Annotated in this window: 30 protein-coding genes; 11 read left to right on the top strand and 19 right to left on the bottom strand. The window is 73.2% G+C overall.

The window, feature by feature from the left end:
* The first annotated feature begins 20 nt into the window (after positions 1-20).
* Genes ACFYYJ_RS21765 through ACFYYJ_RS21795 form a run of 7 tightly spaced genes read left to right on the top strand, consistent with a single transcriptional unit; the run spans position 21 to position 7,781 of the window.
* Entirely contained in the window at positions 21-1,007 is a 987-nt protein-coding gene (locus ACFYYJ_RS21765; protein WP_385129219.1) for an ADP-ribosylglycohydrolase family protein, read from the top strand.
* Positions 1,004-2,305 (top strand): ADP-ribosylglycohydrolase family protein, encoded by a 1,302-nt coding sequence (locus ACFYYJ_RS21770; protein ID WP_389134618.1) that lies wholly within the window; start codon positions 1,004-1,006, stop codon positions 2,303-2,305. The genes ACFYYJ_RS21765 and ACFYYJ_RS21770 overlap by 4 nt, the downstream gene beginning before the upstream one ends.
* Entirely contained in the window at positions 2,302-3,456 is a 1,155-nt protein-coding gene (locus ACFYYJ_RS21775) for an ADP-ribosylglycohydrolase family protein (RefSeq protein WP_385134141.1), read from the top strand. The genes ACFYYJ_RS21770 and ACFYYJ_RS21775 overlap by 4 nt, the downstream gene beginning before the upstream one ends.
* Complete coding sequence (locus ACFYYJ_RS21780) at positions 3,453-4,868, top strand: ADP-ribosylglycohydrolase family protein (RefSeq protein WP_389134622.1); 1,416 nt, start codon at positions 3,453-3,455, stop codon at positions 4,866-4,868. Before ACFYYJ_RS21775 ends, ACFYYJ_RS21780 begins: the two co-directional genes overlap by 4 nt.
* Positions 4,865-5,770 (top strand): ribokinase, encoded by a 906-nt coding sequence (gene rbsK, locus ACFYYJ_RS21785; protein ID WP_389134624.1) that lies wholly within the window; start codon positions 4,865-4,867, stop codon positions 5,768-5,770. The genes ACFYYJ_RS21780 and rbsK overlap by 4 nt, the downstream gene beginning before the upstream one ends.
* On the top strand, positions 5,767-6,975 hold the full coding sequence (locus tag ACFYYJ_RS21790) for a CaiB/BaiF CoA transferase family protein (protein WP_389134626.1): 1,209 nt from the start codon (positions 5,767-5,769) through the stop codon (positions 6,973-6,975). Before rbsK ends, ACFYYJ_RS21790 begins: the two co-directional genes overlap by 4 nt.
* On the top strand, positions 6,972-7,781 hold the full coding sequence (locus ACFYYJ_RS21795; RefSeq protein WP_389134629.1) for an HpcH/HpaI aldolase/citrate lyase family protein: 810 nt from the start codon (positions 6,972-6,974) through the stop codon (positions 7,779-7,781). Before ACFYYJ_RS21790 ends, ACFYYJ_RS21795 begins: the two co-directional genes overlap by 4 nt.
* A gap of 275 nt (positions 7,782-8,056) precedes the next feature.
* On the opposite strand, the gene lgt is transcribed toward ACFYYJ_RS21795, so the two are convergent.
* From lgt to hisI, 11 genes are all read right to left on the bottom strand, one after another.
* A complete protein-coding gene (lgt, locus tag ACFYYJ_RS21800) occupies positions 8,057-9,031 on the bottom strand; it encodes a prolipoprotein diacylglyceryl transferase (protein ID WP_385130550.1) in 975 nt (324 codons plus the stop codon).
* Between the two features lie 89 nt (positions 9,032-9,120).
* Positions 9,121-10,107 (bottom strand): DsbA family protein, encoded by a 987-nt coding sequence (locus ACFYYJ_RS21805; RefSeq protein ID WP_385362894.1) that lies wholly within the window; start codon positions 10,105-10,107, stop codon positions 9,121-9,123.
* 111 nt (positions 10,108-10,218) lie between these two features.
* A complete protein-coding gene (gene trpA, locus ACFYYJ_RS21810; protein ID WP_385130536.1) occupies positions 10,219-11,034 on the bottom strand; it encodes a tryptophan synthase subunit alpha in 816 nt (271 codons plus the stop codon).
* Positions 11,031-12,281 carry a tryptophan synthase subunit beta gene (trpB, locus tag ACFYYJ_RS21815; protein ID WP_385130533.1) on the bottom strand — a complete coding sequence of 417 codons (1,251 nt, stop codon included), beginning with the start codon at positions 12,279-12,281 and terminating at the stop codon, positions 11,031-11,033. The genes trpA and trpB overlap by 4 nt, the downstream gene beginning before the upstream one ends.
* Positions 12,282-12,478: 197 nt before the next feature.
* Entirely contained in the window at positions 12,479-12,703 is a 225-nt protein-coding gene (trpM, locus tag ACFYYJ_RS21820; protein WP_389134634.1) for a tryptophan biosynthesis modulator TrpM, read from the bottom strand.
* A 9-nt stretch (positions 12,704-12,712) separates the two neighbouring features.
* On the bottom strand, positions 12,713-13,522 hold the full coding sequence (gene trpC / locus ACFYYJ_RS21825; RefSeq protein WP_384595552.1) for an indole-3-glycerol phosphate synthase TrpC: 810 nt from the start codon (positions 13,520-13,522) through the stop codon (positions 12,713-12,715).
* A gap of 172 nt (positions 13,523-13,694) precedes the next feature.
* The gene (locus ACFYYJ_RS21830) at positions 13,695-14,171 is read right to left on the bottom strand and encodes a DUF2752 domain-containing protein (protein ID WP_389134638.1); all 477 of its coding nucleotides are present in this window, start codon (positions 14,169-14,171) and stop codon (positions 13,695-13,697) included.
* A 176-nt stretch (positions 14,172-14,347) separates the two neighbouring features.
* Positions 14,348-14,599: an HGxxPAAW family protein gene (locus ACFYYJ_RS21835; protein ID WP_384595546.1), complete on the bottom strand. Its 252-nt coding sequence runs from the start codon at positions 14,597-14,599 to the stop codon at positions 14,348-14,350.
* A 126-nt stretch (positions 14,600-14,725) separates the two neighbouring features.
* A complete protein-coding gene (locus tag ACFYYJ_RS21840; protein ID WP_389134641.1) occupies positions 14,726-15,442 on the bottom strand; it encodes a TIGR02234 family membrane protein in 717 nt (238 codons plus the stop codon).
* Positions 15,443-15,456: 14 nt separating this feature from the next.
* On the bottom strand, positions 15,457-16,947 hold the full coding sequence (locus ACFYYJ_RS21845) for an anthranilate synthase component I (protein WP_385130524.1): 1,491 nt from the start codon (positions 16,945-16,947) through the stop codon (positions 15,457-15,459).
* A 19-nt stretch (positions 16,948-16,966) separates the two neighbouring features.
* Complete coding sequence (gene hisI, locus ACFYYJ_RS21850) at positions 16,967-17,329, bottom strand: phosphoribosyl-AMP cyclohydrolase (RefSeq protein ID WP_384595537.1); 363 nt, start codon at positions 17,327-17,329, stop codon at positions 16,967-16,969.
* Between the two features lie 84 nt (positions 17,330-17,413).
* On the opposite strand from hisI, the gene ACFYYJ_RS21855 reads away from it, so the two are divergent.
* The 3 genes from ACFYYJ_RS21855 to ACFYYJ_RS21865 all read left to right on the top strand — a co-directional run bounded on the left by ACFYYJ_RS21855 (position 17,414) and on the right by ACFYYJ_RS21865 (position 19,158).
* On the top strand, positions 17,414-18,046 hold the full coding sequence (locus ACFYYJ_RS21855) for a TIGR03085 family metal-binding protein (RefSeq protein WP_385362902.1): 633 nt from the start codon (positions 17,414-17,416) through the stop codon (positions 18,044-18,046).
* Between the two features lie 243 nt (positions 18,047-18,289).
* Positions 18,290-18,814 (top strand): DUF6232 family protein, encoded by a 525-nt coding sequence (locus ACFYYJ_RS21860; protein ID WP_389134646.1) that lies wholly within the window; start codon positions 18,290-18,292, stop codon positions 18,812-18,814.
* Positions 18,811-19,158, top strand: coding sequence for a hypothetical protein (locus tag ACFYYJ_RS21865; protein WP_385362906.1), 348 nt, complete (start codon positions 18,811-18,813; stop codon positions 19,156-19,158). The genes ACFYYJ_RS21860 and ACFYYJ_RS21865 overlap by 4 nt, the downstream gene beginning before the upstream one ends.
* Before the next feature lie 59 nt (positions 19,159-19,217).
* On the opposite strand, the gene hisF is transcribed toward ACFYYJ_RS21865, so the two are convergent.
* The 8 genes from hisF to hisD are packed head-to-tail and all read right to left on the bottom strand — an operon-like array spanning position 19,218 to position 24,936.
* The gene (gene hisF, locus ACFYYJ_RS21870; RefSeq protein ID WP_385362908.1) at positions 19,218-19,973 is read right to left on the bottom strand and encodes an imidazole glycerol phosphate synthase subunit HisF; all 756 of its coding nucleotides are present in this window, start codon (positions 19,971-19,973) and stop codon (positions 19,218-19,220) included.
* The gene (locus tag ACFYYJ_RS21875; protein ID WP_384753146.1) at positions 19,970-20,359 is read right to left on the bottom strand and encodes a RidA family protein; all 390 of its coding nucleotides are present in this window, start codon (positions 20,357-20,359) and stop codon (positions 19,970-19,972) included. The genes hisF and ACFYYJ_RS21875 overlap by 4 nt, the downstream gene beginning before the upstream one ends.
* Positions 20,356-21,093 (bottom strand): bifunctional 1-(5-phosphoribosyl)-5-((5-phosphoribosylamino)methylideneamino)imidazole-4-carboxamide isomerase/phosphoribosylanthranilate isomerase PriA, encoded by a 738-nt coding sequence (priA, locus tag ACFYYJ_RS21880; protein WP_384753150.1) that lies wholly within the window; start codon positions 21,091-21,093, stop codon positions 20,356-20,358. The genes ACFYYJ_RS21875 and priA overlap by 4 nt, the downstream gene beginning before the upstream one ends.
* Positions 21,093-21,737 (bottom strand): imidazole glycerol phosphate synthase subunit HisH, encoded by a 645-nt coding sequence (gene hisH / locus ACFYYJ_RS21885; RefSeq protein ID WP_385130512.1) that lies wholly within the window; start codon positions 21,735-21,737, stop codon positions 21,093-21,095. The genes priA and hisH overlap by 1 nt, the downstream gene beginning before the upstream one ends.
* The gene (locus tag ACFYYJ_RS21890) at positions 21,734-21,901 is read right to left on the bottom strand and encodes a hypothetical protein (protein WP_362590272.1); all 168 of its coding nucleotides are present in this window, start codon (positions 21,899-21,901) and stop codon (positions 21,734-21,736) included. The genes hisH and ACFYYJ_RS21890 overlap by 4 nt, the downstream gene beginning before the upstream one ends.
* Position 21,902: 1 nt before the next feature.
* Complete coding sequence (gene hisB / locus ACFYYJ_RS21895) at positions 21,903-22,496, bottom strand: imidazoleglycerol-phosphate dehydratase HisB (protein ID WP_385130510.1); 594 nt, start codon at positions 22,494-22,496, stop codon at positions 21,903-21,905.
* A complete protein-coding gene (locus tag ACFYYJ_RS21900; protein ID WP_389134840.1) occupies positions 22,493-23,599 on the bottom strand; it encodes a histidinol-phosphate transaminase in 1,107 nt (368 codons plus the stop codon). The genes hisB and ACFYYJ_RS21900 overlap by 4 nt, the downstream gene beginning before the upstream one ends.
* 14 nt (positions 23,600-23,613) lie before the next feature.
* Positions 23,614-24,936: a histidinol dehydrogenase gene (gene hisD, locus ACFYYJ_RS21905; RefSeq protein ID WP_389134653.1), complete on the bottom strand. Its 1,323-nt coding sequence runs from the start codon at positions 24,934-24,936 to the stop codon at positions 23,614-23,616.
* 139 nt (positions 24,937-25,075) lie between these two features.
* Here hisD and ACFYYJ_RS21910 point away from each other — a divergent pair, with 139 nt between their 5' ends.
* Positions 25,076-26,671, top strand: a complete 1,596-nt coding sequence (locus ACFYYJ_RS21910; protein WP_389134656.1) for an oxidoreductase — start codon at positions 25,076-25,078, stop codon at positions 26,669-26,671.
* The last annotated feature ends 26 nt before the right edge of the window (positions 26,672-26,697 follow it).

Below are 26,697 nucleotides of genomic sequence, written 5' to 3' on the forward strand. Positions count from 1 at the left end.
ATCAAGTGGAGAGGCGCGCCATGGAGCTGATTGCATGCAATCCGCAGGTCCTCCTCGAACGGGCCAGGGGCGCTCTTCTGGGACTGGCGGTGGGTGACGCGCTGGGCGCCCCCGCGGAGAACATGAAGCCGTCGGAGATCCGGGCCAAGTGGGGCCGGATCGAGGGCTTCGTGTCCGACGACCCGGCGGGCACGGACGACACCGAGTACGCGATCTTCTCCGGGCTGCTGCTGGCCCGGCACGGATCGGCGCTGACCGTCTCCCACGTGGAACGGGCCTGGCACCACTGGATCGCGGACCTCGACGAAGGCCCGTTCCGCGGCGCCGGGTTCTCTGAGCGCGGCACCCTGGAGAACCTCCGCCGCGGACTGGCGGCGCCCATCTCGGCGCAGCACCGCCACGCGTGGAGCGACGGTCTGGCGATGCGTGCCGCCCCGTTCGGGGTCTTCGCGGCCGGCCGGCCCGCGGAGGCGGCCCGGCTCGTGTCCATCGACGGCTCGGTGAGCCACGACGGGGAGGGCATCTACGGCGGCCAGGCGGTCGCCGCAGGGGTCGCCGCGGCCATGGCGGGCGGCTCCCCCGCCTCCGTGATCTCCGCGGCCCTGTCGGTGATCCCCTCCGACTCCTGGACGGCCCGCTCGCTGCGCCGCGCCGTGACGGCCGCCCCGCGCGGGGAGCGGGCGGTCCGCTCGGCGGTGGTCATCGGCGGCTACCCGTGGACGGACCTGGCCCCCGAGGCGGTGGGCCTGGCCTTCGGGGCCTTCGCCGCCTGCCACGGCGACTTCCCCTCCTCCGTCCTGACGGCCGTCAACATGGGCCGCGACGCCGACACCACGGCGGCGGTGGCGGGCGCGCTGGCCGGAGCCCTCTCGGGCGCCGCCTCGATCCCCACGGCCTGGTCCTCGGCGATCGGCCCGGTCCGCGGCAGCTGCCTCCCCTCGATGCGGGGCTACCACGTCCTGGACATCGCGGACCTCCTCACCCCGGAATACGAGGCCCCCAGATGACCCCACCCCCTTTCACCCCGGACACCCCCACCTCCGGCCCGGACGGCAGCAGCCGAAATCCAGCCCCTCCGGCGTTTGAGGAGCGGGGTCCGGGGCCGAGCCCTGGTTCGACCCCGGCCGAGCTGCCCGCGGGGCAACCGGCAGGGCAGCCGGCCGGGCCCCGCCGGATCGAGGGACTCCTCCTCGGGCTGGCCGCGGGCGACGCCGCCGGGTGGCCCGCGGCCCGCCACCGCGCGAGCCGGATGCCCGAGTGGACCCGCCGCCTCACCCGCGAGCTCGACACCTTCGCCGAGCAGAACGCCACCACCACCCTCCCCGTCCCGATCGCCCTGAACCAGCCCCCCGAACCGCTGCGCCTCGGCCCGTCCGACGACGCCGAGTGGGCCGCCTTCGTCGCCGAGTCCGTGCTCACCGCCGCCGGCGTGCTCCTCTCCGACCTCAGCCGGTCGAGGAGGATGCGCGCGGCCATCGACCTCGCCTGGAACGCCCTCGCCAGCGAGGTCGCGGCCGCCGCGGACCGCGCGCCCGAGGTCGAGTCCGCCGTGCTCCCCCTCCGCGCCCGCATCTCCGTCCGCGCCGGCCTCGGCAACCTCGCCACCGGGCTGCGCCCGCCCGCCACCGGCCACGACAATCCGCACTACTTCGACGACGCCGCCTGCGTACGCGCCTGCGTCCTCGCCGTCGTCCACCCCGGCGACCCCCGCGCGGCCGCGGACCTCGCCGAGTTCGACGCCCGCTACACCCAGGACGGCGACGGCGTCCACGGTGCCCGCGCCATGGCCGCCGCCCTCGCGACCGCGTTGGCCACCGCCGACGTGGACGCCGCCGTCGAGGCCGCGCTGGGCCAGCTCCCCGGGGATACCGAGATCGGCCGCAACGCCCGCCACGCGGTCAAGCTGGCCCGCGCCCACAGCGACGGCGGCGCCTTCGCCATCGTCCCCACCCTCGAACACGAGATCGTCGACCACGTCTACAGCTACGGGATCGCCGCCGCCGAGACCGTCCCCGTGGCCCTCGCCCTCGCGACCGCCGCCCGCGGCAAGGTCACCGAGGCCGTCCCGGCCGCGGCCTGCCTGTCCCGCGTCGCGGACTCCGCCCCCGCCCTCGCCGGGGCGCTCACCGGCGCGCTCGGCGGCGGCGACTCGATCCCCGCCGCCTGGCGCGAGGCCTGCCGCACCCTGTCCGGCTGCGCCCTCCCCCGCCTGGCCGGCACCGACCTCGTCGAACTCGCGGCCCTCCTCGCCCGTACGGAACTCACCTCACCCAACCCCGACAGCCAAGGAATGATCAGGACATGACGCTGACGACCCCCACGTTGGAGGACCGGGCCACCGGCGCCCTCGTCGGAGCCGCCGTGGGCGACGCGCTCGGCGGCCCGGTGGAAGGCTGGACCCCGGACCGGATCGTGGAACGGCACGGCGGCCGCATCCACGGGATCGTCGGACCGTGGCACGAGGACTGGCGCACCGCCCGCCCCATCGCCCCGTACCACAAGGGCGACGGCCACGTCACCGACGACACCCTGATGACCCACGCGCTGGTACGGGTCTACGAGGCCGTGCGGGACCACCTCGACGCCTACGCCGTCGCCGAACACCTCGTCCCGGACCTGATGACCAACCCCCGCTGGATCCCGGAACTGGAGGCGGAGGCCCTGCCCCTCCAGCGGATCTTCCTGGCCGAGAAGTGGATCGTCACCCGCCTCCACTACGCGCACGTCGACCCCCGCGAGGCCGGCTCCGGCAACATCGTCAACTGCGGTGCGGCGATGTACATGGCGCCGGTCGGCATCGCCAACGCGGGCAATCCGGCCGGGGCGTACGCGGAGGCGCTGGACATCGCCGGAGCGCACCAGTCCTCGTACGGACGGGAGGCCGCGGGCGTGTTCGCGGCGGCGGTGGCGGCCGCGTGTCTGCCGGGCGCGACGGCCTCCTCGGTGGTGGACACCGCCCTCGCGCTGGCGAAGGACGGCACCCGCGCCGCGATCGCCGCGGTCGCGGAAACCGCCTCCCGCCACCGTGACTTCGAGTCGGCCCTGGCCCCGCTGCGGGCGGCGGTCGCCCCGTACGACTCGGTGGGCCCCGACTACCGCGCCCCCTCCCTCGGCGCGCGGCGCCCCTCCCGCCTCCACTCCATCGAGGAGCTCCCGATCGCGCTCGGCATGCTGCTGATCGCGGACGGGGCGTACGAGACCTCCGTGCTCGGGGCGGTGAACTACGGCCGGGACTGCGACTCCATCGCCACCATGGCGGGCGCGATCGCCGGGGCCCTGGGCGGGGAGGCGGTGGTCCCGCCGGCCTGGGCGAAGCAGGTGGCGGAGGCCAGCCGCCTCGACCTGCACGCCCCGGCCGCCTCACTGGCCGCCGTCGCCCGGGAGATCTACGCCCTCGACCACTCCCGCCGCGACGCCCACGCCGCAGCCTTCGCAACCCTCACGGCCCCCCGGTGACGGCTGCCGCGCCCTGTGGCGACACCGACCGCAGGGACCCCGTACGGCTCACCTGGGCGCAGCCCGAGGACCTGATCGGGCACGAGCTGCGGCAGGCCGCGGAGGACGGCCGGGAGGCGGACGCGGAGCCCGCCCGCCGGGCCTGGCTGGCGGCGGGCGGCCGCCCGGCCCCCGACCGGGCCGGCGCCTCCCCCACCCCGGCCCCGCCACGGCTCCGCGCCCTGGCCGCCCGCCTCCTGGACGACCTGGCGGCCCTCCCCTCCCCCCTCGCCCCCGACGAGCCGCAGTCCTGGGAATCCGTCAGCGCCACCTGGCCGAGGCGCCTCCCCCCGGGACCCGCCGAACCCCCCGCCGAGCCGCCCGCGGGGTACGCGGCCCGGCTGGAGGCCGCCTGGACCGGGCGGGCCGTCGGCTGTCTGCTCGGGAAGCCCGTCGAGAAGCTGCCGCTGCACGGCATCCGCGCCCTGGCCCGCGCCGCCGGCAACTGGCCGCTCGACGACTGGTTCACCGCCCGCCGCGTCCCGCCGGAGGTACTCGCCGCGTACCCCTGGAACCGCCGTTCCGCGCCCACCTCCCTCGCCGAGAACATCGACGGCATGCCCGAGGACGACGACCTCAACTACCCCCTCCTCGGCCTGCTCCTGCTCCAGAGGCACGGCAAGGGCTTCACCACCGCCGACGTCGCCCGGCTCTGGCTCGACGAGCTGCCCGCCGGCCGCACGTTCACCGCCGAGCGCGTCGCCTACCGCAACCTCCTCCACGGCCTGGAACCCCCGCTCACCGCCACCCACCACAACCCGTTCCGCGAATGGATCGGCGCCCTCATCCGCGCCGATGTCCACGGCTGGACCAACCCCGGCGACCCGGCCGCCGCCGCGGCCCGGGCGTACCGGGACGCCGCCCTCACGCACACCGCGAACGGGCTCTACGCCGCCCTCTTCGTCGCCGCGGCCACCGCCACCGCCGCCACCGGCCGCGGCGACGTGCACACCGCGCTGCGGAGCGGCCTGGAGTTCGTACCGCCCCGCTCCCGCCTCGCCGCAGCCGTCCGGTTCGGCATCCGGGCGGCCGGGGAGGACGCCGACTTCGACCTCGTCGTGGACCGGCTGCACGCCCGCTACGGGCACTACCACTGGGTCCACGCCGTGCCCAACACCGCGCTGATCGCCGCCGCCCTGACCCACGCCGACGGGGACTTCACCCGCTCCGTCTGCCGGGCCGTCTCCGGCGGCTGGGACACCGATTCCAACGGGGCCACCGCCGGCGCCCTCGCCGCCCTCGTCGCCGGCGAGGTCCCGCACCGCTGGTCTGCCCCGCTGAAGAACCGCCTCGCCACCACCGTCCCCGGCTTCGACGGCATCGGCTTCGACACCCTCGCCCACCTCACCGCACAGGAGGCAGCACGCTCATGACGGCCATCGCCGTGCTCGGCAGTACCAACATGGACCTCGTCGCCTACGTCCCCAAGGCCCCCCGCCTCGGCGAGACCGTCACGGGCAGGGCCTTCCGCACCGTGCCCGGCGGCAAGGGCGCCAACCAGGCCGTCGCCGCCGCCCGCTCCGGCGGGGAGGTGGTGATGATCGGCGCGGTCGGGGCCGACGAGTTCGGCGTACGGCTGCGCTCCGCGCTCGCCTCGGCCGGGGTGGAGACGGCCGGCCTGCGCACCGTCGAGGGCGCCAGCGGCACCGCCCACATCACCGTGGACGACGAGGGCGGCAACAGCATCATCGTCATTCCGGGCGCGAACGCCCTGGTCACGGGCCTGGAGGCGGGCGACGAGGCCCGGATCGCCGGCGCGGGCTCGCTCCTCCTCCAGCTGGAGCTGCCGCTGTCCGCCGCCCTCGCCGGCGCCCTGTGCGCCCGCGCCCACGGCGTCCGTACGGTCCTCACCCCGGCCCCCGCCCAGCCGCTGCCCGCCGAACTGCTCGGCGCGGTCGACCTGCTGGTGCCCAACGAGCACGAGGCCGCCGCCCTCACCGGCCTCACCGACCCCGTGCAGGCGGCCGGGGCCCTGCTGGACGACGTGCCCGAGGTGGTGATCACCCTCGGCGCGGCCGGGGCCCTGTACGCCGCCCGCGACCGGGAGCCGCTGACCGTGCCCGCGCCCCGGGTCCGGGCCGTGGACACCACCGCCGCCGGGGACACCTTCGTCGGCGCCCTCGCGGTGGCGCTGGGCGAGGGCAGGCCCGTACCGGAGGCACTCCGCTGGGCCTCGTACGCCGCCGCCCTCTCCGTCCAGCGCCCCGGCGCGCAGGACTCGATGCCGACCCGCGCGGAGACGGACACCGCCGCCCTGGCCGGGGGCGCCTCATGACCGCCGCGGCCACCGGGGGCCCCGGCCCGCTGGAAGGGCTGCGTGTCCTGGACCTCGCCACCCTCTTCGCCGGGCCGCTGGCCGCCACCCTCCTCGGGGACTTCGGTGCCGAGGTCGTGAAGGTCGAGCACCCCGGCCGCCCGGACCCCTCCCGCGGGCACGGCCCCGCGAAGGACGGCGTCGGCCTGTGGTGGAAGCTGCTCGGCCGGAACAAGCGGACCATCACCCTCGACCTGTCCACCCCCGGCGGCCGCGACACCCTGCTGCGCTTGGCCGCCACCGCCGACGTCGTCGTCGAGAACTTCCGCCCCGGCACCCTGGAACGGTGGGGGCTGGGCTGGACCGAGCTGTCGGCGGCCAACCCGCGCCTCGTCCTGGCCCGCGTGACGGCCTTCGGCCAGCAGGGCCCGTACGCCCGTCGCCCCGGCTTCGGCACGCTCGCCGAGGCGATGAGCGGCTTCGCCGCCATCACCGGCGAACCGGAGGGGCCGCCGACCCTGCCGCCCTTCGGGCTCGCCGACTCGATCGCCGCGCTGACCACCGCGTACGCCGTGATGACCGCCCTCGCGGGCCGCGACCGCACCGGGCACGGGCAGGTCGTGGACCTGGCCATCATCGAGCCGATCCTGACCGTGCTCGGCCCGCAGCCGATCTGGTACGACCAGCTCGGCTACGTGCAGCCGCGCACCGGCAACCGCTCCACGAACAACGCCCCCCGCAACACCTACCGCAGCGCGGACGACCGCTGGCTGGCGGTGTCCACCTCGGCGCAGTCCATCGCCGAGCGGGTCATGCGGCTGGTGGGCCGGCCGGAGCTGATCGCCGAGCCCTGGTTCGCGACCGGCACCGGGCGGGCCGCCCACGCGCAGGTCCTGGACGAGGCCGTCGGCGGCTGGATCGCCCGCCACAAGGCGGAGGAGGTCGTCGCCGCCTTCGAGGACGCGGAGGCGGCCGTCGCCCAGGTCTACGACGTCAGGGACGTGATGACCGACCCCCAGTTCGCCGCCCTGGACACGCTCACCGAGATCGAGGACCCGGAGCTGGGCCCGATGCGGATGCAGAACGTCCTCTTCCGACTGTCCGAGACCCCCGGCGGGATCCGCTGGGCCGGCCGCCCGCACGGCGCGGACACCGAGGCCGTCCTGACCGAGCTCGGCCTGTCGGCCACCGAGATCAAGGCTCTGCGCGAGGAGGGAGCATTGTGATCCTGACCTGGTTGTACGCACCCGGCGACCGCCCCGAGGTGGTCGCCAAGGCCCTGAGCCGCGGGGCGGACGCCGTGATCGTGGACCTGGAGGACGCGGTGGCGGTCTCCCGCAAGGAGTACGCCCGCGCCGCCACCGCCGAACTGCTCACCGAGCGGCCCCCGGTCCCCGTCCACGTCCGCGTGAACGCCCTCGACTCCCCGTGGGGCGGCGCCGACCTCACGGCCCTCGCCGGCCTGCGGGGCCTCGCGGGGCTCCGGCTGCCGAAGATCAGCGCCCCGGAACAGATCACCGCGGTCGCCGACCGCACCGGCGGGGTCGGCCTGCACGCACTGCTCGAATCGGCGCTGGGCGTGGAGCGGGCGTACGAGATCGCCCGCGCGCACCCGGCCCTGCACGGCCTGTCCCTCGGCGAGGCGGACCTGCGGGCCGACCTGGGCGTGAGCGCCGAGGCGGGACTGGACTGGCCGCGCTCCCGGGTGGTGGTCGCGGCCCGCGCGGCGGGGCTGGCGCCCCCTGCCCAGTCGGTGTTCCCGGACATCCGGGACCTGGAGGCGCTGGCCGCCTCGTGCGCACGGGGCCGGGCCCTCGGCTTCCTGGGCCGGGCGGCGATCCATCCGCGGCAGCTGCCGGTGATCGAGCAGGCGTATCTCCCGGGCCCGGAGGAGGTCACGGCCGCGGAGGAGATCGTGACGGCGGCCCGTGCCACTCCCGGCGCCCAGGCCCTCCCGGACGGCCGCTTCATCGACCCCGCGGTCGTCGCCGCCGCCCACCGAACCCTTGCCCTCGCCGGGCGCCCCCGCTAGCCGCCGTACCGCCATGAGCACCGCTGCCCTGCGGGGCTGAGTCCCCTACCCGCCCTTCCACCGTTCCCTGGGGCTCCGCCCCAGACCCCGCGCCTCAAACGCCGGCGGGGCTGGATTTTTCAGCCCGTCCGGCGTTTGAGGACCGGGTCCGGGCAGAGCCCGGGGAACGGTGGAAGGGCGTGTAGGGGACACGCACCGCGCAGCGGCAGACACCCGGCCCGGGTACGCGGAAGGGGCGCCGCACGTTGTGCGACGCCCCTTCCGGACCGTACGGGTCAGCTCTTCCCGGCCTCCGGGGCCGGCGCCGCCTCGACCGCGGGCGGCGCTTCCTTCGTCAGCAGGGCCGCCTTCGGCTTGGCCTCGCCGACGGCGGCAGCGGTGCCCGAGGCCTTGCCCTCGGACTCGTCGCCGCTCTCCCCGTCGGCATCCGCACCGGAGGTGTCCGGTTCGACGATCTCCTCCCGCCCCGGCCGCAGCTTCGCCGACAGCACCAGGTACACCACCGCCGCCGCGAAGACCACGATCGAGGTCCACACGTTCAACCGCAGGCCCAGCACGTGGTGCGCCTCGTCGACGCGCATGTACTCGATCCACACCCGCCCCGAGCAGTACGCGGCGACGTACAGCGCGAACGCCCGCCCGTGTCCGAGCGTGAACCGCCGGTCGGCCCAGATGACCAGCAGCGCGACGCCGACGCACCACAGCGACTCGTACAGGAAGGTCGGGTGGTAGGTGCCGGCGACCCGGTTCGGGCCCTCGCTGATCTCCAGCGCCCACGGCACGTCGGTGGCGCGGCCGTACAGCTCCTGGTTGAACCAGTTGCCCCAGCGTCCGCAGGCCTGGGCCAGTGCGATGCCGGGGGCAAGGGCGTCGGCCCAGGCCGGCAGCGGGATGCCGCGCAGCCGGCAGCCGATCCAGGCCCCGACCGCGCCGAGCGCGATCGCACCCCAGATGCCGAGGCCGCCTTCCCAGATCTTGAAGGCGTCGACCCAGTTGCGGCCCTCGCCGAAGTAGAGCTGGTAGTCGGTGACCACGTGGTAGAGGCGACCGCCGACAAGGCCGAACGGCACCGCCCACACGGCGATGTCCGCGACCGTGCCCGGCTTGCCGCCGCGCGCGACCCACCGCTTGTTGCCGAGCCAGACGGCGACGAAGACGCCGATGATGATGCAGAACGCGTAGCCGCGCAGCGGGATCGGTCCGAGATGGATCACGCCGGTCGACGGGCTGGGGATGTAAGCAATGTCCATGGCAGTCATGACGCTACCCTGCCGGGCGGTACGGACCGCAACCCGCCCGGCAAGCCGAAACCAAATCCTCACATGGCCCGGTGGGTGACTCAGTCCTCTTCTGCCCCGGTTCCGGTGCCCGTGCCCGTGCCCGTGCCGGACCCCTTGGCCGTCGCTCCGGCCGTCGGCGACCCCGTCTTCGAGGGGCTCTTCGCCTTGGCCCCGGCGGACGGGGAGGGCGAGGAGGAGCCGGAGGCCGAGGCCGAGGCCGACGGGGAGGCCTTGGCCGCGCCGCTGCCGGAGCCCGCGGCCGTGCCCTCCACCTGCTCCTTCAGCTTCTGCGGGGTGATCGGGTTGGCCTGGTCGGAGAAGATGTCCTTGCCGTCGAGCAGCACGGTCGGGGTGCCCCGGAACTTTCCGGCGCGGAAGGCCTCGTGCGATTTGGCCACCCAGCTGTTGTGGGTGCCGTTCTCGACGCACGCGCGGAACTCGGGCGTGTCCAGCCCGTCGACCTTGCCCGCCAGTTCCAGCAGCTTGGCGTTCTTGGCGTAGGCGTCGTCGACCTCCTGCGGCTGGTTCTGGAAGAGGACGTCGTGGTATTCCGCGAACTTCCCGGCGTCCTGCGCGCAGGCCGCCGCGTTCGCGGCGTGCAACGAGCCGGTGCCGCGCATGTTCCCGTCGATGAGGGTGACCAGGTGGTACTCGACGTTCAGCAGGCCCTTGGCCTCCAGTTCGTGGATGGTGGCGCGGTAGTTGTCCTCGAAGGCCTTGCAGGCGGGGCAGCGGAAGTCCTCCCACACGGTCAACGTGTGCTTGGCCCCGTCCTTGCCCGTCCGGATCGCGAGCGCGTCCTTGCCCGTGGCCCCGGAGGGGCCGACCACCGGGCCCGCCTTGGAGGCCTTGTCGCCCTTGCCGCTGTTGGCCGCGATCACGCCGACGACGGTCGCCAGGCCGAGCACGCCGACCACCGCCGCCGCCACGACGAGGGTCCGCCGGCGCTTGTCCCGGGTCTTCTGCCGCTCGCGCTCCATCTGGAGTCGCTCCCGGGCCGATCGTTTCGTCGCATCGCGGTTCGCACCGTCGTTCTTCTCGCTCACGTTCGGCCAAACGAAGCGGGGAGGCACTCGCGTGCCTCCCCGCCCTCACTTCCACCCGATCGGACTACAGAACCCGATCGGGCGTGCCCTTTCGCCGATCGAACCCGCGCGTCAGTTCCTGCGTACGCCCGCCGCGAGTTCGCCCGCCAGCGCCCGTACGGCGGCCAGCCCCGCCGCCTCGTCCGGTGCGTCCAGCAGCAGCTTCACGAAGGCCGAGCCGACGATCACGCCGTCGGCGAAGCCGGCGACCTCCTTGGCCTGGACGGCGTTGGAGACGCCGAGGCCCACGCAGACAGGGAGCTCGGTCGTGGCTCGGGTGCGCCGGACGAGGTCCTGGGCCTGGTTGCCGACGGACTCGCGGGTGCCGGTGACTCCCATGAGGGAGGCGGCGTAGACGAAGCCGGAGCCGGCCGCCGTGATGGTGGCGAGGCGCGCGTCCTTGCTGCTGGGGGCCACGACGAAGACGGTCGCCAGACCGTGCTTCTCCGCGTGCTCGCGCCACAGCGCGGACTCCTGGACCGGCAGGTCGGGCAGGATGCAGCCGGCGCCGCCCGCCTCGGCGAGCTCCGCGGTGAACCGCTCGACGCCGTAGCGGTCGATGGGGTTCCAGTACGTCATCACGAGGATCGGGGCCCCGGTCGCCTCGTGGGCCTCGCGCACGGTGCGCAGCACGTCGGCGATCTTGACTCCGCCGCGCAGGGCGATGTCGTCGGCGGTCTGGATGATCGCGCCGTCCAGGACCGGGTCGCTGTGCGGGAGGCCGATCTCGACGACGTCGGCGCCGCCCGCGATGACGGCCTTGACCGCTTCGATGGCGCCGTCGACGGTCGGGAAGCCGGCCGGGAGGTAGGCGACGAGCGCGGCGCGGTCCTCGGACTTGGCCTTGGCGAGCGTGTCGCTCAGCAGCTGGATCTTGCCGTTGCTCACTTCGACTCCCCCTCGGCGTTGTCGCCGTCGTACAGCCCGAAGTAGCGGGCTGCCGTGTCCATGTCCTTGTCACCGCGGCCGGACAGGTTGACGACCAGCAGGCCGTCCTTGCCCAGTTCCTTGCCGAGGTCCAGCGCACCGGCGAGGGCGTGGGCCGACTCGATGGCCGGGATGATGCCCTCGGTGCGGGAGAGCAGGCGCAGGGCCTGCATGGCCGCGTCGTCGGTGACGGCGCGGTACTCGCCGCGGCCGGAGTCCTTGAGGTAGGAGTGCTCCGGGCCGATGCCGGGGTAGTCCAGGCCGGCCGAGATGGAGTACGGCTCGGTGATCTGGCCCTCCTCGTCCTGGAGGACGTAGGAGCGGGAGCCGTGCAGGATGCCGGGCTCGCCCGCGGTCAGCGTGGCCGCGTGCTCGCCGGTCTCGACGCCGTGTCCGGCGGGCTCGAAGCCGACCAGGCGGACGTCGGCGTCCGGGATGAAGGCGTGGAACAGGCCGATGGCGTTGGATCCGCCGCCGACGCAGGCCGCGACGGCGTCGGGCAGCCGACCGGCGCGCTCCAGGATCTGGCGGCGGGCCTCGACGCCGATGACGCGGTGGAAGTCGCGGACCATGGCCGGGAAGGGGTGCGGGCCGGCGACCGTGCCGAAGAGGTAGTGGGTCTGGTCCACGTTGGCGACCCAGTCGCGGAACGCCTCGTTGATGGCGTCCTTGAGGGTGCGGGAGCCGGACTTCACCGCGATGACCTCGGCGCCCAGCATGCGCATGCGGGCCACGTTGAGGGCCTGGCGCTGGGTGTCGATCTCGCCCATGTAGATGGTGCAGTCGAGGCCGAAGAGGGCGCAGGCGGTGGCGGTGGCCACGCCGTGCTGGCCGGCTCCGGTCTCGGCGATGACGCGGGTCTTGCCCATGCGCTTGGTGAGCAGCGCCTGGCCCAGCACGTTGTTGATCTTGTGCGAGCCGGTGTGGTTGAGGTCCTCGCGCTTGAGGAAGATCCGTGCGCCGCCCGCGTGCTCGGCGAACCGGGGCACCTCGGTGAGGGCGCTGGGCCGGCCGGTGTAGTTGACCATCAGGTCGTTCAACTCGGCGGCGAAGGCGGGGTCGCCCTTGGCCTTGTCGTACTCGACTGCGACCTCGTCCACGGCGGCGACGAGCGCCTCCGGGATGAACTTGCCTCCGAAGTCACCGAAGTAGCCTTCGGCGTTCGGAACGTGACCCTCCGGGTCCGGAATGAAGTATTGGCTGGACATGCCGGTGCTCCTACGGAATGCGACGAGTGGGTTCACCGTATTGCGCCGCCCGCCCACGACACTGGTGCCCTACTGAAGGGGCGCTGGTGTGTCGGGACGAGGAGACCGCGCGCGGGGCCGGTCGGCCCGGGGCGCAGGCCGCACGAGGGTGTGGCGCGGCGCGGTACGTCTGGCGTACCGGGCCGCTGCGGCCCTCGTTACGGCGCGTCTCCGGGACGCCATCGCATGCCGTTGACCTGACCGGGCTCGGAGCCGATCACGTACCGGACCCGCCGCCCGTGCACCCGCCGGGCCGGGGCGCGGCAGCCGCGGGGGCGGCAGCCGCGCGCCAGGGGCGCGTGCGTCGTCGGCACGCCGACCGGGCCGCGGCGGGATGCCTGCGGCGCGGTCTGCGTGGTGACGACGGGCGGGTTGTGGGTCATGGGGACGGGTCAGCTCCGCCCGTGGCGCAGGGCGGGGTGGGCGCCGGCGGCGACGAGGTCGGCCACGGCCGCCTTCGGGTCGCGGCCGGTGACCAGGGACTCCCCGACGAGGACGGCGTCGGCGCCCTCGTTCGCGTAGGCGATGAGGTCGTGCGGACCGCGGATGCCGGATTCGGCGATCTTGACGATGTGGTCCGGGATCTCGGGGGCGACGCGCTCGAAGGTGGAGCGGTCGACCTTGAGGTCCTTGAGGTTGCGGGCGTTGACGCCGATGATCTTGGCGCCCGCGGCGACCGCGCGCTCGACCTCCTCCTCGTCGTGGACCTCGACGAGCGGGGTGAGGCCGATGGACTCGGCCCGCTCGATGAGGGAGACGAGCGCCTCCTGCTCCAGGGCCGCGACGATCAGCAGCGCGAGGTCGGCGCCGTAGGCGCGGGCCTCCCAGAGCTGGTACGCCGTGACGATGAAGTCCTTGCGCAGGATCGGGATGTCCACGCGGGCGCGGACGGCCTCCAGGTCGGCCAGCGAGCCGCCGAACCGGCGCTGCTCGGTGAGGACGGAGATGACCGCCGCACCGCCCGCCTCGTAGTCGGCGGCGAGCCCGGCCGGATCGGCGATCGCGGCCAGCGCGCCCTTGGACGGGCTGGAACGCTTGACCTCGCAGATCACCTTGACGCTGTCGCCGCGGAGGGCGGCGACGCCGTCCTTGGCCTGGGGCGCCTTGGCGGCACGCTCCTTGAGCTCGTCGAGGCTCACGCGGGCCTGCCGTTCGGCAAGGTCTTCGCGGACCCCTTCGATGATCTCGTCGAGCACACTCACGCGAGCGGCCCCCTTCCGGGTCGATGACGGTCGGCCGCCTTGCAGACACGTACCACTGCGAGGTCGGCAATCAAATGGTATCCGCAGGTGGCGTCGCACTCCGCACGCGGTTGACGCCGTCCCAGTAACTGGACATTCGGAACGGGGGCTTCATCCCGGCTCCGTACGGGCCTCAGGGGGCCAGCGCGGAGCCGAAGGAAAGATTTCGGACGACGGCGAAGACCAGGGCCACCAGCCCCACCCCCCACCAGTGCAGCGGCTTCAGGACGATCCGCGGGACGGGTCCGCCGCGGTAGGCGCGAACCAGCCACACGGCCGTGAATCCCGCGAAGACGAAGTAGCCGATGACGGCCAGGGCATTTGCCCCGAATGCTGTCATCAGATCGCCGTGGGCGAACGCGTGTGCACTCCGCAGACCGCCACAACCGGGGCACAGGATTCCGGTCAGCCGGAACAGCGGACAGACCGGGTAGTGTCCGGGCTCGTTGGGGTCCACGGCGCCCACGTACGCGAAAGCCGCGACGGCCCCGGCCAGGGTGACCGCCGGAACGGCGAGCCGCCGGGCCCTGGAGACCTCGGGGGTCCGAGGGGCCGGCGGGACGGGTGGGAACGGCGGCGGTACGGCTTCGGGAGTGCGGGAGACGTCCACCCGCCGATTCTCTCCGATCTTCGCGCGAGCCGCAGCACGGCAAAGGCGCGGCACGCAAGGCACGGCAAGACGCGGCAGGGCGAAGGCGCGGCAGGGCGAAGGCGCGGCAGGGCGAAGGCGCGGCAACGCAAAAGGCGCAGCCCGACGGGCCGCGCCTTTCGGTCACCCGGTACCGGTCAGACCTTGGCGGGGACCTTGGCGGCGGCGATCACATCGGCGAGGTCCTTGTGGGCGGCCTTCGGCGCACCCATGCCCGCGGCCTTCATCGCCATGCCGACGACACCACCGATCGCGACGACGACGATGCCGGCCCAGAAGCCCAGCGGGTTCGCGAGCACCATGAAGGCACCGGAGATGCAGAAACCGATGAAGGCGATGATGACACCGGTCCAGGCGGCCGGGGTGTGTCCGTGGCTAGTGCCCGCCATGAGTTGCTCCTCGTTGCTCTGACGCGATGCTGTGTCGGTGGAAAGCGCGTCCGTGTAGAACGCTGCGTGACCATTGTCCCGCACCCGGCCGGGGCCGCGCTCACGGGGGTGGGGTCGAAGGACCGGTCAGCGCCCCTGGTCGGAGGTCGGATCCTCGCCCCGGTCCAGAGCCTTCCACAGATCCTCGGGCCGGTCCGGATCCACCACGGCGGCCTTGCGGGCACGCGGACTGCCGTCACGCTCGTAGCGGCCGCCCATCGCGGGCCAGTTCCGCCCGAAGCGCAGGGCCAGCAGGCCCGCGATCAGGATCAGGGCCGCCCCGGCGGCCGTGACGTACGGCCAGGCCGTATGGGTCAGTCCCGCCGCCTTCGCCGCGGTGTCCGCGGTGGTCTTGGCGGCCGCCGCGTCGAGGGCGCTGCGGCCGTCGGCGGCGAGGACGGCCGACAGTGCCGCGCCGAGGCCGCTGAGCGCCAGCAGCGCCGAGACGAGCAGCCGGCTCCTGCCGCGCACCGCGAAGACGGCGACGAGGGCGGCGAGCCCGACGATGGCCAGGGCCGCGGGCAGCCCGGTGACGGTCTGCCCGTCGGCGGTCAGCCGGAGCGAGTCACCGGCGAAGGCGGTGGTGCCCCGGGCCCAGACCCGGCCGGAGGCGAGCAGGACGACGGTGGCGCCGAGCGTGCCGAGCAGCAGCGCGACGGCCACGCTGCGGCGGCTGCGGCGGCTGTCGGGAGCCTCGGACCGGGGCTCGTGCGCCTGGTCGTGGCTGGGGCCGGCGCCCGGGTCGTGCTCCGGGTCGGGGGCGGCGTCGGTTCGGGGCGGGGGTACGGCACTCACGTACCCCACTATCCCCTACGGCCTCAGGCCCCGTGGAGGCGGTTCGCCGCTCCGACCGCGCGCAGCACCGCGGCCGCCTTGTTGCGGCACTCGTTGTCCTCCAGCTCGGGCACCGAGTCGGCGACGACCCCGGCGCCGGCCTGGACGTACGCCGTGCCGTCGCGCAGCAGCGCGGTGCGGATCGCGATGGCCGTGTCGGAGTCCCCGGCGAAGTCCAGGTAGCCCACGCAGCCGCCGTACAGACCGCGCCGGGAGGGCTCCAGCTCCTCGATGATCTGCATGGCGCGCGGCTTGGGCGCACCGGAGAGGGTGCCGGCCGGGAAGCAGGCGGTGAGCACGTCGAAGGCGGTCTTGCCCTCGGCGACCCGACCGGTGACGGTGGACACGATGTGCATGACGTGCGAGTACCGCTCGATCGACATGAAGTCGACGACCTCCACCGAGCCCGGCTCGCAGACCCGGCCCAGGTCGTTGCGGCCCAGGTCGACGAGCATCAGGTGCTCGGCGCGCTCCTTGGGGTCGGCGAGCAGCTCCTCCGCGAGGTCGTTGTCCTCCTGCGGGGTTGCGCCGCGGTGCCGGGTGCCGGCGATGGGGTGGACCATGGCCCGCCCGTCCTCGACCTTGACCAGCGCCTCGGGGCTGGAGCCGACCACGTCGAAGCCGTTCTCGAAGCGGAAGAGGTACATGTACGGGGACGGGTTGGTGGCCCGCAGCACCCGGTACACGTCCAGCGCGGAGGCCTCGCAAGGGGTCTCGAACCGCTGGGAGGGCACCACCTGGAAGGCCTCGCCGGCCCGGATCCGCTCCTTGATGTCCTCGACCGCGACCTGGTACTTCTCGCCGCCCCACAGCGCGGAGAACTCCGGCAGCTCGGAGGCGGGCAGCGGGGACGGGGTGTAGGGCGCGGGCCGCGCGAGGTCGGCCTCCATGGCGTCGAGGCGGGCGACGGCGTCCGCGTAGGCCTCGTCCACGCCGGTGTCGAGGTCGTTGTGGTTGATGGCGTTGGCGATGAGCAGGACGGTGCCGTCCCAGTGGTCGAGCACCGCCAGGTCCGAGGTGAGCAGCATCGTCAGCTCGGGCAACCGGAGGTCGTCGGCGGTGTGGTCGCCGATGCGTTCCAGGCGGCGCACGATGTCGTAACCGAGGTAGCCGACCATCCCGCCGGTGAAGGGCGGCATTCCGCCCGCGAGGTCGCGGGGGGTGTGCAGGGCCTCGACGGTGGCGCGCAGGGCGTCGAGCGGGTCGCCGGAGGTCGGCACGCCGACGGGCGGGGTGCCGATCCAGTGCGCCTGGCCGTCCCGGACGGTCAGTGTGGCGTCGCTGCGCACGCCGACGAAGGAGTACCGCGACCAGGAGCGGCCGTTCTCGGCGGACTCCAGGAGGAAGGTGCCGGGGCGTTCCGCGGCCAGCTTCCGGTACAGCCCGACCGGGGTGTCCCCGTCGGCCAGCAGCCTGCGGCTCACGGGAATGACGCGGCGGTCGGCCGCGAGCTTGCGGAAGGTGTCGAGATCCATGGCGTGGGACCCTATCCGGCTATTCGGCCAGCGGAAGGACATCGGCGTCGAAGCAGGTGCGGGCCCCGGTGTGACAGGCGGCTCCGACCTGGTCGACCTTGACGAGCACGGTGTCCGCGTCGCAGTCGAGGGCGACCGACTTCACGTGCTGGAAGTGGCCGGAAGTATCCCCCTTCACCCAGTACTCCTGCCGGCTGCGGGACCAGTACGTGCAGCGCCCGGTGGTCAGGGTGCGGTGCAGCGCCTCGTCGTCCATCCAGCCGAGCATGAGCACCTCTCCGGTGTCGTACTGCTGGGCGATGGCCGGAACCAGGCCGTCGGCGGAGCGCTTGAGGCGCGCGGCGATGGCGGGATCGAGGGAGGACGTACTCATGCGTGCCATTGTGCCGCGAGATGGGACGGGAAATGGATCTCTGTCCGACTGATGGGCAGGCATGGGGCGAGTTCCGGCCGTAGGCTGGCCCGCATGTCTACCCATGCGAAGCGCGAACGTCTGCTGCTGGCCGACCTGTTGGAAGCCGCCGGGCCGGAGGCGCCGACGCTGTGCGACGGCTGGACCTGCCGGGAGCTGGCGGCGCACGTGGTGGTCCGCGAGCGGCGTCCGGACGCGGCGGGCGGTCTGGTGCTGAAGGTGCTGCGGGACCGGCTGGACAGGGCGATGGCGGAGTACGCGGCCAAGCCGTACGAGGAGCTCGTGCAGCTGATCCGGACGGGTCCGCCGAAGCTGTCGCCGTACGCGCTGAAGCAGATCGACGAGGCGGCGAACGCGGTGGAGTTCTACGTCCACTCGGAGGACGTGCGGCGGGCCCAGCCGGACTGGTCCCCGCGCGAGCTGGACCCGGTGTTCACGGACGCGCTCTGGTCCCGTCTGGAGAAGCTGGCCCGCCTGACGGGCCGCCGCTCCCCGGTGGGCCTGGTCCTGCGCCGCCCCGACGGCCGCACGGCGGTGGCCCGCAAGGGCGTCCCGGTGGTGACGGTGACGGGCGAGCCGGGCGAGCTGACGCTGTTCTGCTTCGGCCGCCAGGCCGCCGCCGCGGTGACCCTGGACGGCGACAAGGAAGCGGTCGCCAAGCTGACGACGGCGCAGCTGGGCATCTGATCCCTGACGCGCCCCTTGCACGGCTCGGCCTGGCGGCCTCCCCGGCTGCGGGCCGCTGCGCCGGACTCCGTCCGGCGACCGGTCCCCTTCGGCCCGAAAGCGCCTTGTCCGGCCGGATCGCGGCGTGCTTAATGAAGCCCCGCTCCGTCCACGGTCGACAGCGCTCGGGGGGAAACCATGTCCACTCCGGTCCCACCGCCACCGATACCGCCCCAGGCACCGCCCGCGCCACCGCTTCCGCCCGTGCTCCCCGGCTCCGGGGTGGAGCTGCGGGTCAGCAGGCGGCTGCTGTGGGTGGACGGCGCCGCCTATCCGCTGCACAACATCGCCCGGGTGCACACGTTCGAGACCAGACCCGACCGCTGGAAGGCCTTCGTCCAGTTCCTGAAGGGGGTCGGCTTCACGGCGGTGGGCCTGGTGGTGCTCATGCTCGTGGACAACGACACCAAGGTGTTCAGCGGCTCGGACTACGGCTCGCACGACGGCACGCCCGGGCTGGTGACCTTCGCCGTCCTGGTGGTGATCGCCCTCGTCGTCGTGCTGCTGAGCAAGATCTTCGCGTCGCCCCAGCACGTCCTGGCCGTGGAGACCTCGGGTCCATCCGCCCTGGTGACGCTGCCCGACAAGGAACGGCTCCGGCAGCTGGTCGGGCAGATCGTGCACGCCATCGAGAACCCGACGGCCGAGTTCGCCGTCATGGTCCAGCGCGTCGGCGACACGGTGAACATCTTCGGCGGCACGGGACACACGGGAGTCAAGAAGTCATGACCGAGGGCAACCACTACGGCGACGTCGTCAACATCCACGGCGGGACCCACATCACCGGCATCGTGAAGAACCAGTCGCCGACCATCGCCCCGCAGCTGCCCACCGCCGAGCGGGAGGCCATCGCCGAGCTGGTCCGGCTGCTCGACGGGCTGCGCGACCGGATCCCTCCGGGCGACGTGCGGACGGTCGACGACTCCCTGCGGGCGATCGGCTCCGCGGACCGCACCCCGCAGGAGCGCCGCGGCGCCCTGATGGCCGTGGCCGGGGTCGCCTCGCTGATCGGTACCGCCGCCGTGCCCGTCAGGGACGCGGTGAACGCGATCCTGGCCCTGTTGGGCGGCTGAGGCGGAGAGCGAAACGCAGGCGGGCCCGCCCGGAAACCGGGCGGGCCCGCACCGCGTCGTCAGCGGACCGGGTGACCGGCGTCGCGCAGGGCGCCCTTGACCTCGGAGATCCGCAGGTCACCGAAGTGGAACACCGACGCCGCCAGCACGGCATCGGCACCGGCGGTGATCGCCGGCGCGAAGTGTTCGAGCCTGCCGGCGCCGCCGGAGGCGATCACCGGGACCGTGACGTGCTTGCGCACGGCCTCGATCATCTCCGTGTCGTAGCCGTCCTTCGTGCCGTCCGCGTCCATCGAGTTGAGGAGGATCTCCCCGGCGCCCAGTTCGGCGGCCCGGTGGGCCCACTCGACGGCGTCGATGCCGGTGCCCTTGCGGCCGCCGTGGGTGGTGACCTCGAAGGAGCCGCCGGCGGTGCGGCGCGCGTCCACGGACAGGACGAGGACCTGCCGGCCGAAGCGCTCCGCGATCTCCTGGATGAGCTCGGGGCGGGCGATGGCGGCGGTGTTGACGCCCACCTTGTCCGCTCCGGCGCGCAGCAGCTTGTCCACGTCGTCCGCGGTGCGGACGCCGCCGCCCACGGTCAGCGGGATGAAGACCTGCTCGGCGGTGCGCCGGACCACGTCGTACGTGGTCTCGCGGTTGCCGGAGGACGCGGTGATGTCGAGGAAGGTCAGCTCGTCGGCGCCCTCGGCGTCGTACAGCTTGGCCATCTCCACGGGGTCGCCCGCGTCGCGCAGGTTCTGGAAGTTGACGCCCTTGACGACCCGGCCGTTGTCGACGTCCAGGCAGGGGATCACTCGTACGGCGAGGGTCATGCCGCGTCTCCCTTGTAGGCCTCGACCTCGACCTCGACGACCATCGCGGGGTCGACGAAGCCGGACACGATGAGCATCGTGGCGGCCGGACGGACGGTGTCGAAGAGGGTCTTGTGGGCGCGGCCCACCTCGTCGACGTCCCGGGCGTGCGTCAGGTACATGCGGGTGCGGACGACGTCCTCGGGTCCGAGACCGGCCTCGGCCAGCGCCTTGAAGGCGACCTCGAAGGCCTTGACGGCCTGGTCGTACGGGCCGCCCGCGTCGGCGGCGGTGCAGCCGGAGACGAGCACGAGGCCGTTGGGGAGCTGGACCGCGCGGGAGTAGGCGATCACGTCCTCGTAGGGGCCGCCGGAGGAGATCCGGCGTACGGCGGAGGCGTTGCTCATGCCGAGACCACCTCCAGCGCCTCTTCCAGGGTGAAGGCCTTCGCGTACAGGGCCTTGCCGACGATGGCGCCCTCGACGCCCAGCGGCACCAGCGAGGACAGGTCCCGCAGGTCGTCGAGGGAGGAGATGCCCCCGGAGGCGACGACGGGCCGGTCGGTGGCGGCGCAGACGTTCTTCAGCAGCTCCAGGTTGGGGCCGGTGAGGGTGCCGTCCTTGCCGATGTCGGTGACCACGTAGCGGGCGCAGCCCTCGGAGTCCAGGCGGGCGAGGGTCTCGTAGAGGTCGCCGCCCTCGCTGGTCCAGCCGCGGCCCTTGAGGGTGGTGCCGCGGACGTCCAGGCCGATGGCGATCTTGTCGCCGTGCTCGGCGATGGCCTTGGCGGCCCACTCGGGGGTCTCCAGGGCGGCGGTGCCGAGGTTGACGCGGGTGCAGCCGGTGGCGAGGGCCGCCGCGAGCGAGGCGTCGTCGCGGATGCCGCCGGACAGCTCGACCTTGATGTCCATGGCGCGGGTGATCTCCGCGACCAGGGCGCGGTTGTCGCCGGTGCCGAAGGCGGCGTCCAGGTCGACCAGGTGCAGCCATTCGGCGCCGGAACGCTGCCAGGCGAGGGCCGCCTCCAGCGGGGAGCCGTAGGAGGTCTCGCTGCCGGACACGCCGTGCACGAGGCGGACGGCCTGGCCGTCGCGGACGTCGACCGCGGGCAGGAGTTCCAGGGTCTTCGGCGTAGCGGTCATCACAGGGTCTCGATCCAGTTGGTGAGGAGCTGGGCTCCGGCGTCTCCGGACTTCTCGGGGTGGAACTGGGTGGCCCACAGGGCCCCGTTCTCCACCGCCGCGACGAACCGCTCGCCGTGGGTGGCCCAGGTGACCTTGGGGGCGCGGATCAGCGGGTTGGTGACTTCCAGGGTCCAGTCGTGCGCCGCGTAGGAGTGCACGAAGTAGAACCGGGCGTCGGCGTCCAGGCCGGCGAACAGCCGGCTGTCCTGCGGTGCCTCGACGGTGTTCCAGCCCATGTGGGGGACGACGGGGGCCTTGAGCGGGCCGACCGTGCCGGGCCACTCGTCGAGGCCCTCGGTCTCGACGCCGTGCTCGATGCCGCGCTCGAAGAGGATCTGCATGCCGACGCAGATGCCCATGACGGGACGGCCGCCGGAGAGCCGGCGGCCGATGATCCAGTCGCCGCGTACGTCCTTCAGTCCCTGCATGCAGGCGGAGAAGGCGCCGACGCCCGGGACGAGGAGTCCGTCGGCGTCCATGGCCTTGTCGTAGTCGCGGGTGATCTCGACGTTCGCGCCGACGCGCGCGAGGGCGCGCTCGGCGGAGCGGACGTTGCCGAAGCCGTAGTCGAAGACGACGACGTTCTTGGTGGCTGCGCTCATTCCCAGATCCCTTGGATTCGCAGGACTCCGGCGGCCAGGCACATCGCGGAGCCGATGGCGAGCAGCACGACGACCGACTTGGGCATCTGCTGCTTCTGGAAGGAGTAGACGCCGCCGGCCAGGAAGAGGCCGACGACGATCAGGATGGTGTTGAGCCCGTTCACGCTAGAGGGCACCCTTCGTGGACGGGAGGATGCCGGCGGCACGCGGGTCGAACTCGGCGGCGTAGCGCAGGGCGCGCGCCAGCGCCTTGAACTGGCACTCCACGATGTGGTGGGCGTTGCGGCCGTACGGGACGTGGACGTGCAGGGCGATCTGGGCCTGCGCGACGAAGGACTCCAGGATGTGCCGGGTCATCGTGGTGTCGTACTCGCCGATCATCGGCGCCATCTTCTCGGGCTCGGTGTGCACGAGGTAGGGGCGGCCCGACAGGTCGACGGTGACCTGGGCGAGGGACTCGTCCAGCGGCACGGTGCAGTTGCCGAAGCGGTAGATGCCGACCTTGTCGCCGAGGGCCTGCTTGAAGGCGGCGCCGAGCGCGAGCGCGGTGTCCTCGATGGTGTGGTGGCTGTCGATGTGCAGGTCGCCGTCCGTCTTGACCGTGAGGTCGAAGAGGCCGTGGCGGCCGAGCTGGTCGAGCATGTGGTCGTAGAAGCCCACGCCCGTCGAGACGTCGACCTTGCCGGTGCCGTCGAGGTTTATCTCGACGAGGACCGAGGTCTCCTTCGTGGTCCGTTCGACCCGTCCGATGCGGCTCATGCGTGCTGCTCCTTCTTCAGTGCGCGAACCGCTTCCAGGAACGCGTCGTTCTCGGCCGGGGTGCCGGCGGTGACCCGCAGCCACCCCGGTACTCCGTTGTCCCGGACCAGGACGCCCTGGTCGAGGATCTTCTGCCATGCGGTGTGGGAGTCCTCGAACCTGCCGAACTGGATGAAGTTCGCGTCGGACTCGGTGACCTCGTAGCCGATGGCCCGCAGCTCGACGACGAGGCGGTCGCGTTCGGCCTTGAGCTGCTCGACGTACCCGAGCAGGGTGTCGGTGTGCTCCAGGGCGGCCAGCGCGGTGGCCTGGGTGACGGCCGACAGGTGGTACGGCAGGCGCACCAGCTGGACGGCGTCGACCACGGCGGGGTGCGCGGCCAGGTAGCCCAGGCGCAGTCCGGCGGCGCCGAAGGCCTTGGACATGGTCCGGGAGATCACCAGGTTCGGGCGGCCCTCGATGAGCGGCAGCAGCGAGTCCCGGTGGCTGAACTCCACGTAGGCCTCGTCGACGATCACCACGGAGGGCTTGGCGGCCTGCGCGGCCTCGTAGATCGCGAGGACGGTCTCCGCCTCTACGGCGGTGCCCGTGGGGTTGTTCGGCGAGGCGATGAAGACGACGTCGGGGGCGTTCTCTGCGATCGCCTGCTCCGCCGCCTCCAGGTCGATGGTGAAGTCCTCGCGGCGCGGGCCGGAGATCCAGCCGGTGCCGGTGCCGCGGGCGATCAGGGCGTGCATCGAGTACGAGGGCTCGAAGCCGATCGCGGTGCGGCCGGGGCCGCCGAAGGTCTGGAGCAGCTGCTGGAGGATCTCGTTGGATCCGTTGGCGGCCCAGACGTTCTCGCGGGCGACGTGGTGCTTGCCCGTGCGGGTGAGGTAGGCGGCCAGCTCGGTGCGCAGCTCGACCGCGTCCCGGTCGGGGTAGCGGTTGAGGGTGCGGGCGGCGTCGGACACGCGCTCGGCGATGCGCCGTACGAGCTCGTCGGGCAGCTCGTACGGGTTCTCGTTGGTGTTGAGCTGGACGGGCACGTCGAGCTGCGGGGCGCCGTAGGGGGTCTTGCCGCGGAGCTCTTCGCGGATGGGCAGTTCGTCCCAAGGGGACATGGAGGAGTTGCCGGTCACGCCTGGGGAACCTTCCATCCGAACCGCGCCTTGAGGGCCGCGCCGTGCGCGGGCAGGTCCTCGGCCTCGGCGAGGGTGACCACGTGGTGGGTGACCTCGGCGAGGGCGTCGCGCGTGTAGTCGACGATGTGGATGCCGCGCAGGAAGGACTGCACGGACAGGCCGGAGGAGTGGCAGGCGCATCCGCCGGTGGGCAGCACGTGGTTCGACCCGGCGCAGTAGTCGCCGAGGGAGACCGGGGCCCAGGGGCCGACGAAGATCGCGCCGGCGTTGCGGACGCGGGCGGCCCAGGCCGCCGCGTCGGCGGTCTGGATCTCCAGGTGCTCGGCGCCGTAGGCGTCGACGACCTTGAGGCCGTCCTCCAGGTCGCGCACGAGCACGATGGCGGACTGCTTGCCGGCGAGGGCGGGCTTGATCCGGTCCTCGACGTGCTTGGTGGCGGCGACCTGCGGCTCCAGCTCGCGCTCGACGGCGGCCGCGAGCTCCTCGGAGTCGGTGACGAGGACGGCGGCGGCCAGCGGGTCGTGCTCGGCCTGGCTGATCAGGTCGGCGGCGACGTGCACGGGGTCGGCCGTGGAGTCCGCGAGGACCGCGATCTCGGTGGGGCCGGCCTCGGTGTCGATGCCGATCTTCCCGGTGAAGTAGCGCTTGGCGGCGGCGACCCAGATGTTGCCGGGGCCGGTGACCATGTTGGCGGGCGCGCACTCCTCGGTCCCGTACGCGAACATCGCGACGGCCTGGGCCCCGCCGGCCGCGTACACCTCGTCCACGCCGAGCAGCGCGCAGGCGGCGAGGATCGTCGGGTGCGGCAGGCCGCCGAACTCCTTCTGCGGCGGGGACGCGAGCGCGATCGAGCCGACACCCGCCTCCTGGGCCGGTACGACGTTCATGACGACGGAGGACGGGTACACCGAGCGGCCGCCCGGGGCGTACAGCCCCACGCGCTCCACCGGAACCCACTTCTCGGTCACCGTGCCGCCGGGGACCACCTGGGTGGTGTGCTCGGTGCGGCGCTGGTTGCGGTGCACGATCCGGGCGCGCCGGATCGACTCCTCGAGGGCGGCGCGGACGGCCGGGTCGAGCTCGTCGAGAGCGGTCTTGAGGGCCTCTGCGGGCACCCTGACCTGCTCCAGCGTCACCCCGTCGAACTTCTGCGCGTACTCGATCAGCGCCGCCGTGCCACGATGATGGACGTCCTCGCAGATGGGCCGCACCTTCTCCAGGGCAGCTTCTACGTCGAACTCGGCACGGGGCAGCAGATCGCGCAGGGCGCCACCCTCGGGGAGGGCGTCACCGCGCAGGTCGATACGAGAGATCACCCCCCAATTCTCTCAGACCGTCTCGATCCACCGTTCGCCCGTATCACTGGCTGATACACGCCCCGGACGCCACAGGCCCCGATAGCGTTGATCACAGCGGTTTTCGAACCGCACGGGGTACGAGCGGAGGGGGGCCGCCATGACCGAGGCACGCGCGGGCGACGCACCGGCGGATCTTTCCGCCGCCGAGCAGCGCATGTGGGAGGCGTTCCGCACGGGCAGCGTCTGTGATCTGAGCACCCGCGCCGCCGACCGGGACGACCCGCACACCGACCACGTGTGGGGCCCCGAGCGCAGCGTCCGCGCCCGGGTGGTGGCGCTGCTGCTGCTCCACGGGCCGCCGCCGGTGCCGGGCCGGGTGGCCTCGCTGAAGCTGCGCGGGGTGCGGATCGTCGGGCGGCTCGATCTGTCCGGTGGAACGGTCGGCCCGTACGTGGAACTCCAGTCCTGCCGCTTCGACAGCGAGATCCAGCTGTCCGAGGCCCGGTTCGGCACGCTGCGCCTGGTCGACTGCGCGATACCGCGGCTGGAGGCGGCGCGCCTGCACACGGAGGGCGATCTGCACCTGCCGCGCTGCCGGGTCACGCGCGGGATCCGGCTGACGGACGCGCAGATCGGCACGGACCTGCTGATCAGCCAGGCCGTGGTGCAGCGCGACGCCAAGGGGCGGGCGATCGCCGCCGACGGGATGTCGGTCGCGCAGGACTTCCAGGGCGAGCTGCTGGAGACGTACGGGGAGGTGAGCCTGCGCGGCGCGAAGGTCGGCGTGTCGATGAACATGCGCGGCGCCCGGCTGCGCAACCCGAACGGCCGGTACGCGCTGAACGCGCCGCAGTTGACCGTCGAGCGCACCTTGTACCTGACGTCGATCGCCCTGGACTACGCGACCGGCGCGATCTCCTCCACTCCCCCGTACGGGCTGGGGCCGACGCCGGTGCGCGGCCGGCGGGCGCAGCGTTTCGAATGCCGGGGCGGGCTGCGGTTGGACGACGGCCGTTTCGGTGACGCCATCGACTTCTACGGCGCGCGGTTCGTGCTCGCCGCCGATCAGGAGCTGTCGCTGCGCCGGATCCAGACGCCCGAGTTCCGCTTCGTGGGCGAGCGGCCGGAGCGGGGGCGGGTGGTGGTGTCGGGGGCCAAGGTGGTCAAGCTGGTGGACACCTCCACGAGCTGGCCGGGCCCGGGCGGCGTGTCGATCGAGGGCTTCGTCTACGAGAACCTCGCGCCCCGGGGTCATTTCCCGCTCTCGCGCCGGCTGGAGTGGCTGGAGGCGGCGACTCCCGAGTACTCGCCGGAGCCGTACGAGCGGCTGGCGGCCGTGCTGCGGGCCGGCGGCGAGGAAGACGACGCCCGCGAGGTGCTGCTGGCCAAGCAGCGCCGGCGCCGGTCCACGCTGCCGGTGGGACAACGGGCCTGGGGTTACCTCCAGGACTGGACGGTGGTCTACGGCTACCGTCCGGGCCGGGCCGCGCTGTGGATGGCGGTGCTGTGGGCGGCGGGGACGCTGCTGTTCTCGCAGCTCCATCCGCCGCCGATCAAGGAGGACGAACACCCGCAGTGGAACGCCGCCCTGTACGCCCTGGACCTGCTGCTCCCGGTGATCGACCTGGGCCAGCAGGACCAGTGGAAGGTGACGGGGGGCTGGCAGTGGGGGGCCACCGCGCTCATCCTCCTGGGGTGGATCCTCGCCACGACGGTGGCCGCGGGGGCCTCCCGCCTGCTGAGGCGGGGGTGACGGGTCCGGCCCCGCGGCCATTACCC

The organism is Streptomyces sp. NPDC002467 (assembly GCF_042889825.1).
GTDB lineage: Bacteria > Actinomycetota > Actinomycetes > Streptomycetales > Streptomycetaceae > Streptomyces.

Coding starts and splice junctions, on each gene's coding strand:
- ACFYYJ_RS21765 (WP_385129219.1), top strand. CDS start 21: ATGGAGCTGATTGCATGCAATCCGCAGGTCCTCCTCGAACGGGCCAGG.
- ACFYYJ_RS21770 (WP_389134618.1), top strand. CDS start 1,004: ATGACCCCACCCCCTTTCACCCCGGACACCCCCACCTCCGGCCCGGAC.
- ACFYYJ_RS21775 (WP_385134141.1), top strand. CDS start 2,302: ATGACGCTGACGACCCCCACGTTGGAGGACCGGGCCACCGGCGCCCTC.
- rbsK (WP_389134624.1), top strand. CDS start 4,865: ATGACGGCCATCGCCGTGCTCGGCAGTACCAACATGGACCTCGTCGCC.
- ACFYYJ_RS21790 (WP_389134626.1), top strand. CDS start 5,767: ATGACCGCCGCGGCCACCGGGGGCCCCGGCCCGCTGGAAGGGCTGCGT.
- lgt (WP_385130550.1), bottom strand. CDS start 9,031: ATGGACATTGCTTACATCCCCAGCCCGTCGACCGGCGTGATCCATCTC.
- trpB (WP_385130533.1), bottom strand. CDS start 12,281: ATGTCCAGCCAATACTTCATTCCGGACCCGGAGGGTCACGTTCCGAAC.
- trpM (WP_389134634.1), bottom strand. CDS start 12,703: ATGACCCACAACCCGCCCGTCGTCACCACGCAGACCGCGCCGCAGGCA.
- ACFYYJ_RS21835 (WP_384595546.1), bottom strand. CDS start 14,599: ATGGCGGGCACTAGCCACGGACACACCCCGGCCGCCTGGACCGGTGTC.
- ACFYYJ_RS21845 (WP_385130524.1), bottom strand. CDS start 16,947: ATGGATCTCGACACCTTCCGCAAGCTCGCGGCCGACCGCCGCGTCATT.
- hisI (WP_384595537.1), bottom strand. CDS start 17,329: ATGGCACGCATGAGTACGTCCTCCCTCGATCCCGCCATCGCCGCGCGC.
- ACFYYJ_RS21855 (WP_385362902.1), top strand. CDS start 17,414: ATGTCTACCCATGCGAAGCGCGAACGTCTGCTGCTGGCCGACCTGTTG.
- ACFYYJ_RS21865 (WP_385362906.1), top strand. CDS start 18,811: ATGACCGAGGGCAACCACTACGGCGACGTCGTCAACATCCACGGCGGG.
- hisF (WP_385362908.1), bottom strand. CDS start 19,973: ATGACCCTCGCCGTACGAGTGATCCCCTGCCTGGACGTCGACAACGGC.
- ACFYYJ_RS21875 (WP_384753146.1), bottom strand. CDS start 20,359: ATGAGCAACGCCTCCGCCGTACGCCGGATCTCCTCCGGCGGCCCCTAC.
- priA (WP_384753150.1), bottom strand. CDS start 21,093: ATGACCGCTACGCCGAAGACCCTGGAACTCCTGCCCGCGGTCGACGTC.
- hisH (WP_385130512.1), bottom strand. CDS start 21,737: ATGAGCGCAGCCACCAAGAACGTCGTCGTCTTCGACTACGGCTTCGGC.
- hisB (WP_385130510.1), bottom strand. CDS start 22,496: ATGAGCCGCATCGGACGGGTCGAACGGACCACGAAGGAGACCTCGGTC.
- ACFYYJ_RS21900 (WP_389134840.1), bottom strand. CDS start 23,599: ATGTCCCCTTGGGACGAACTGCCCATCCGCGAAGAGCTCCGCGGCAAG.
- ACFYYJ_RS21910 (WP_389134656.1), top strand. CDS start 25,076: ATGACCGAGGCACGCGCGGGCGACGCACCGGCGGATCTTTCCGCCGCC.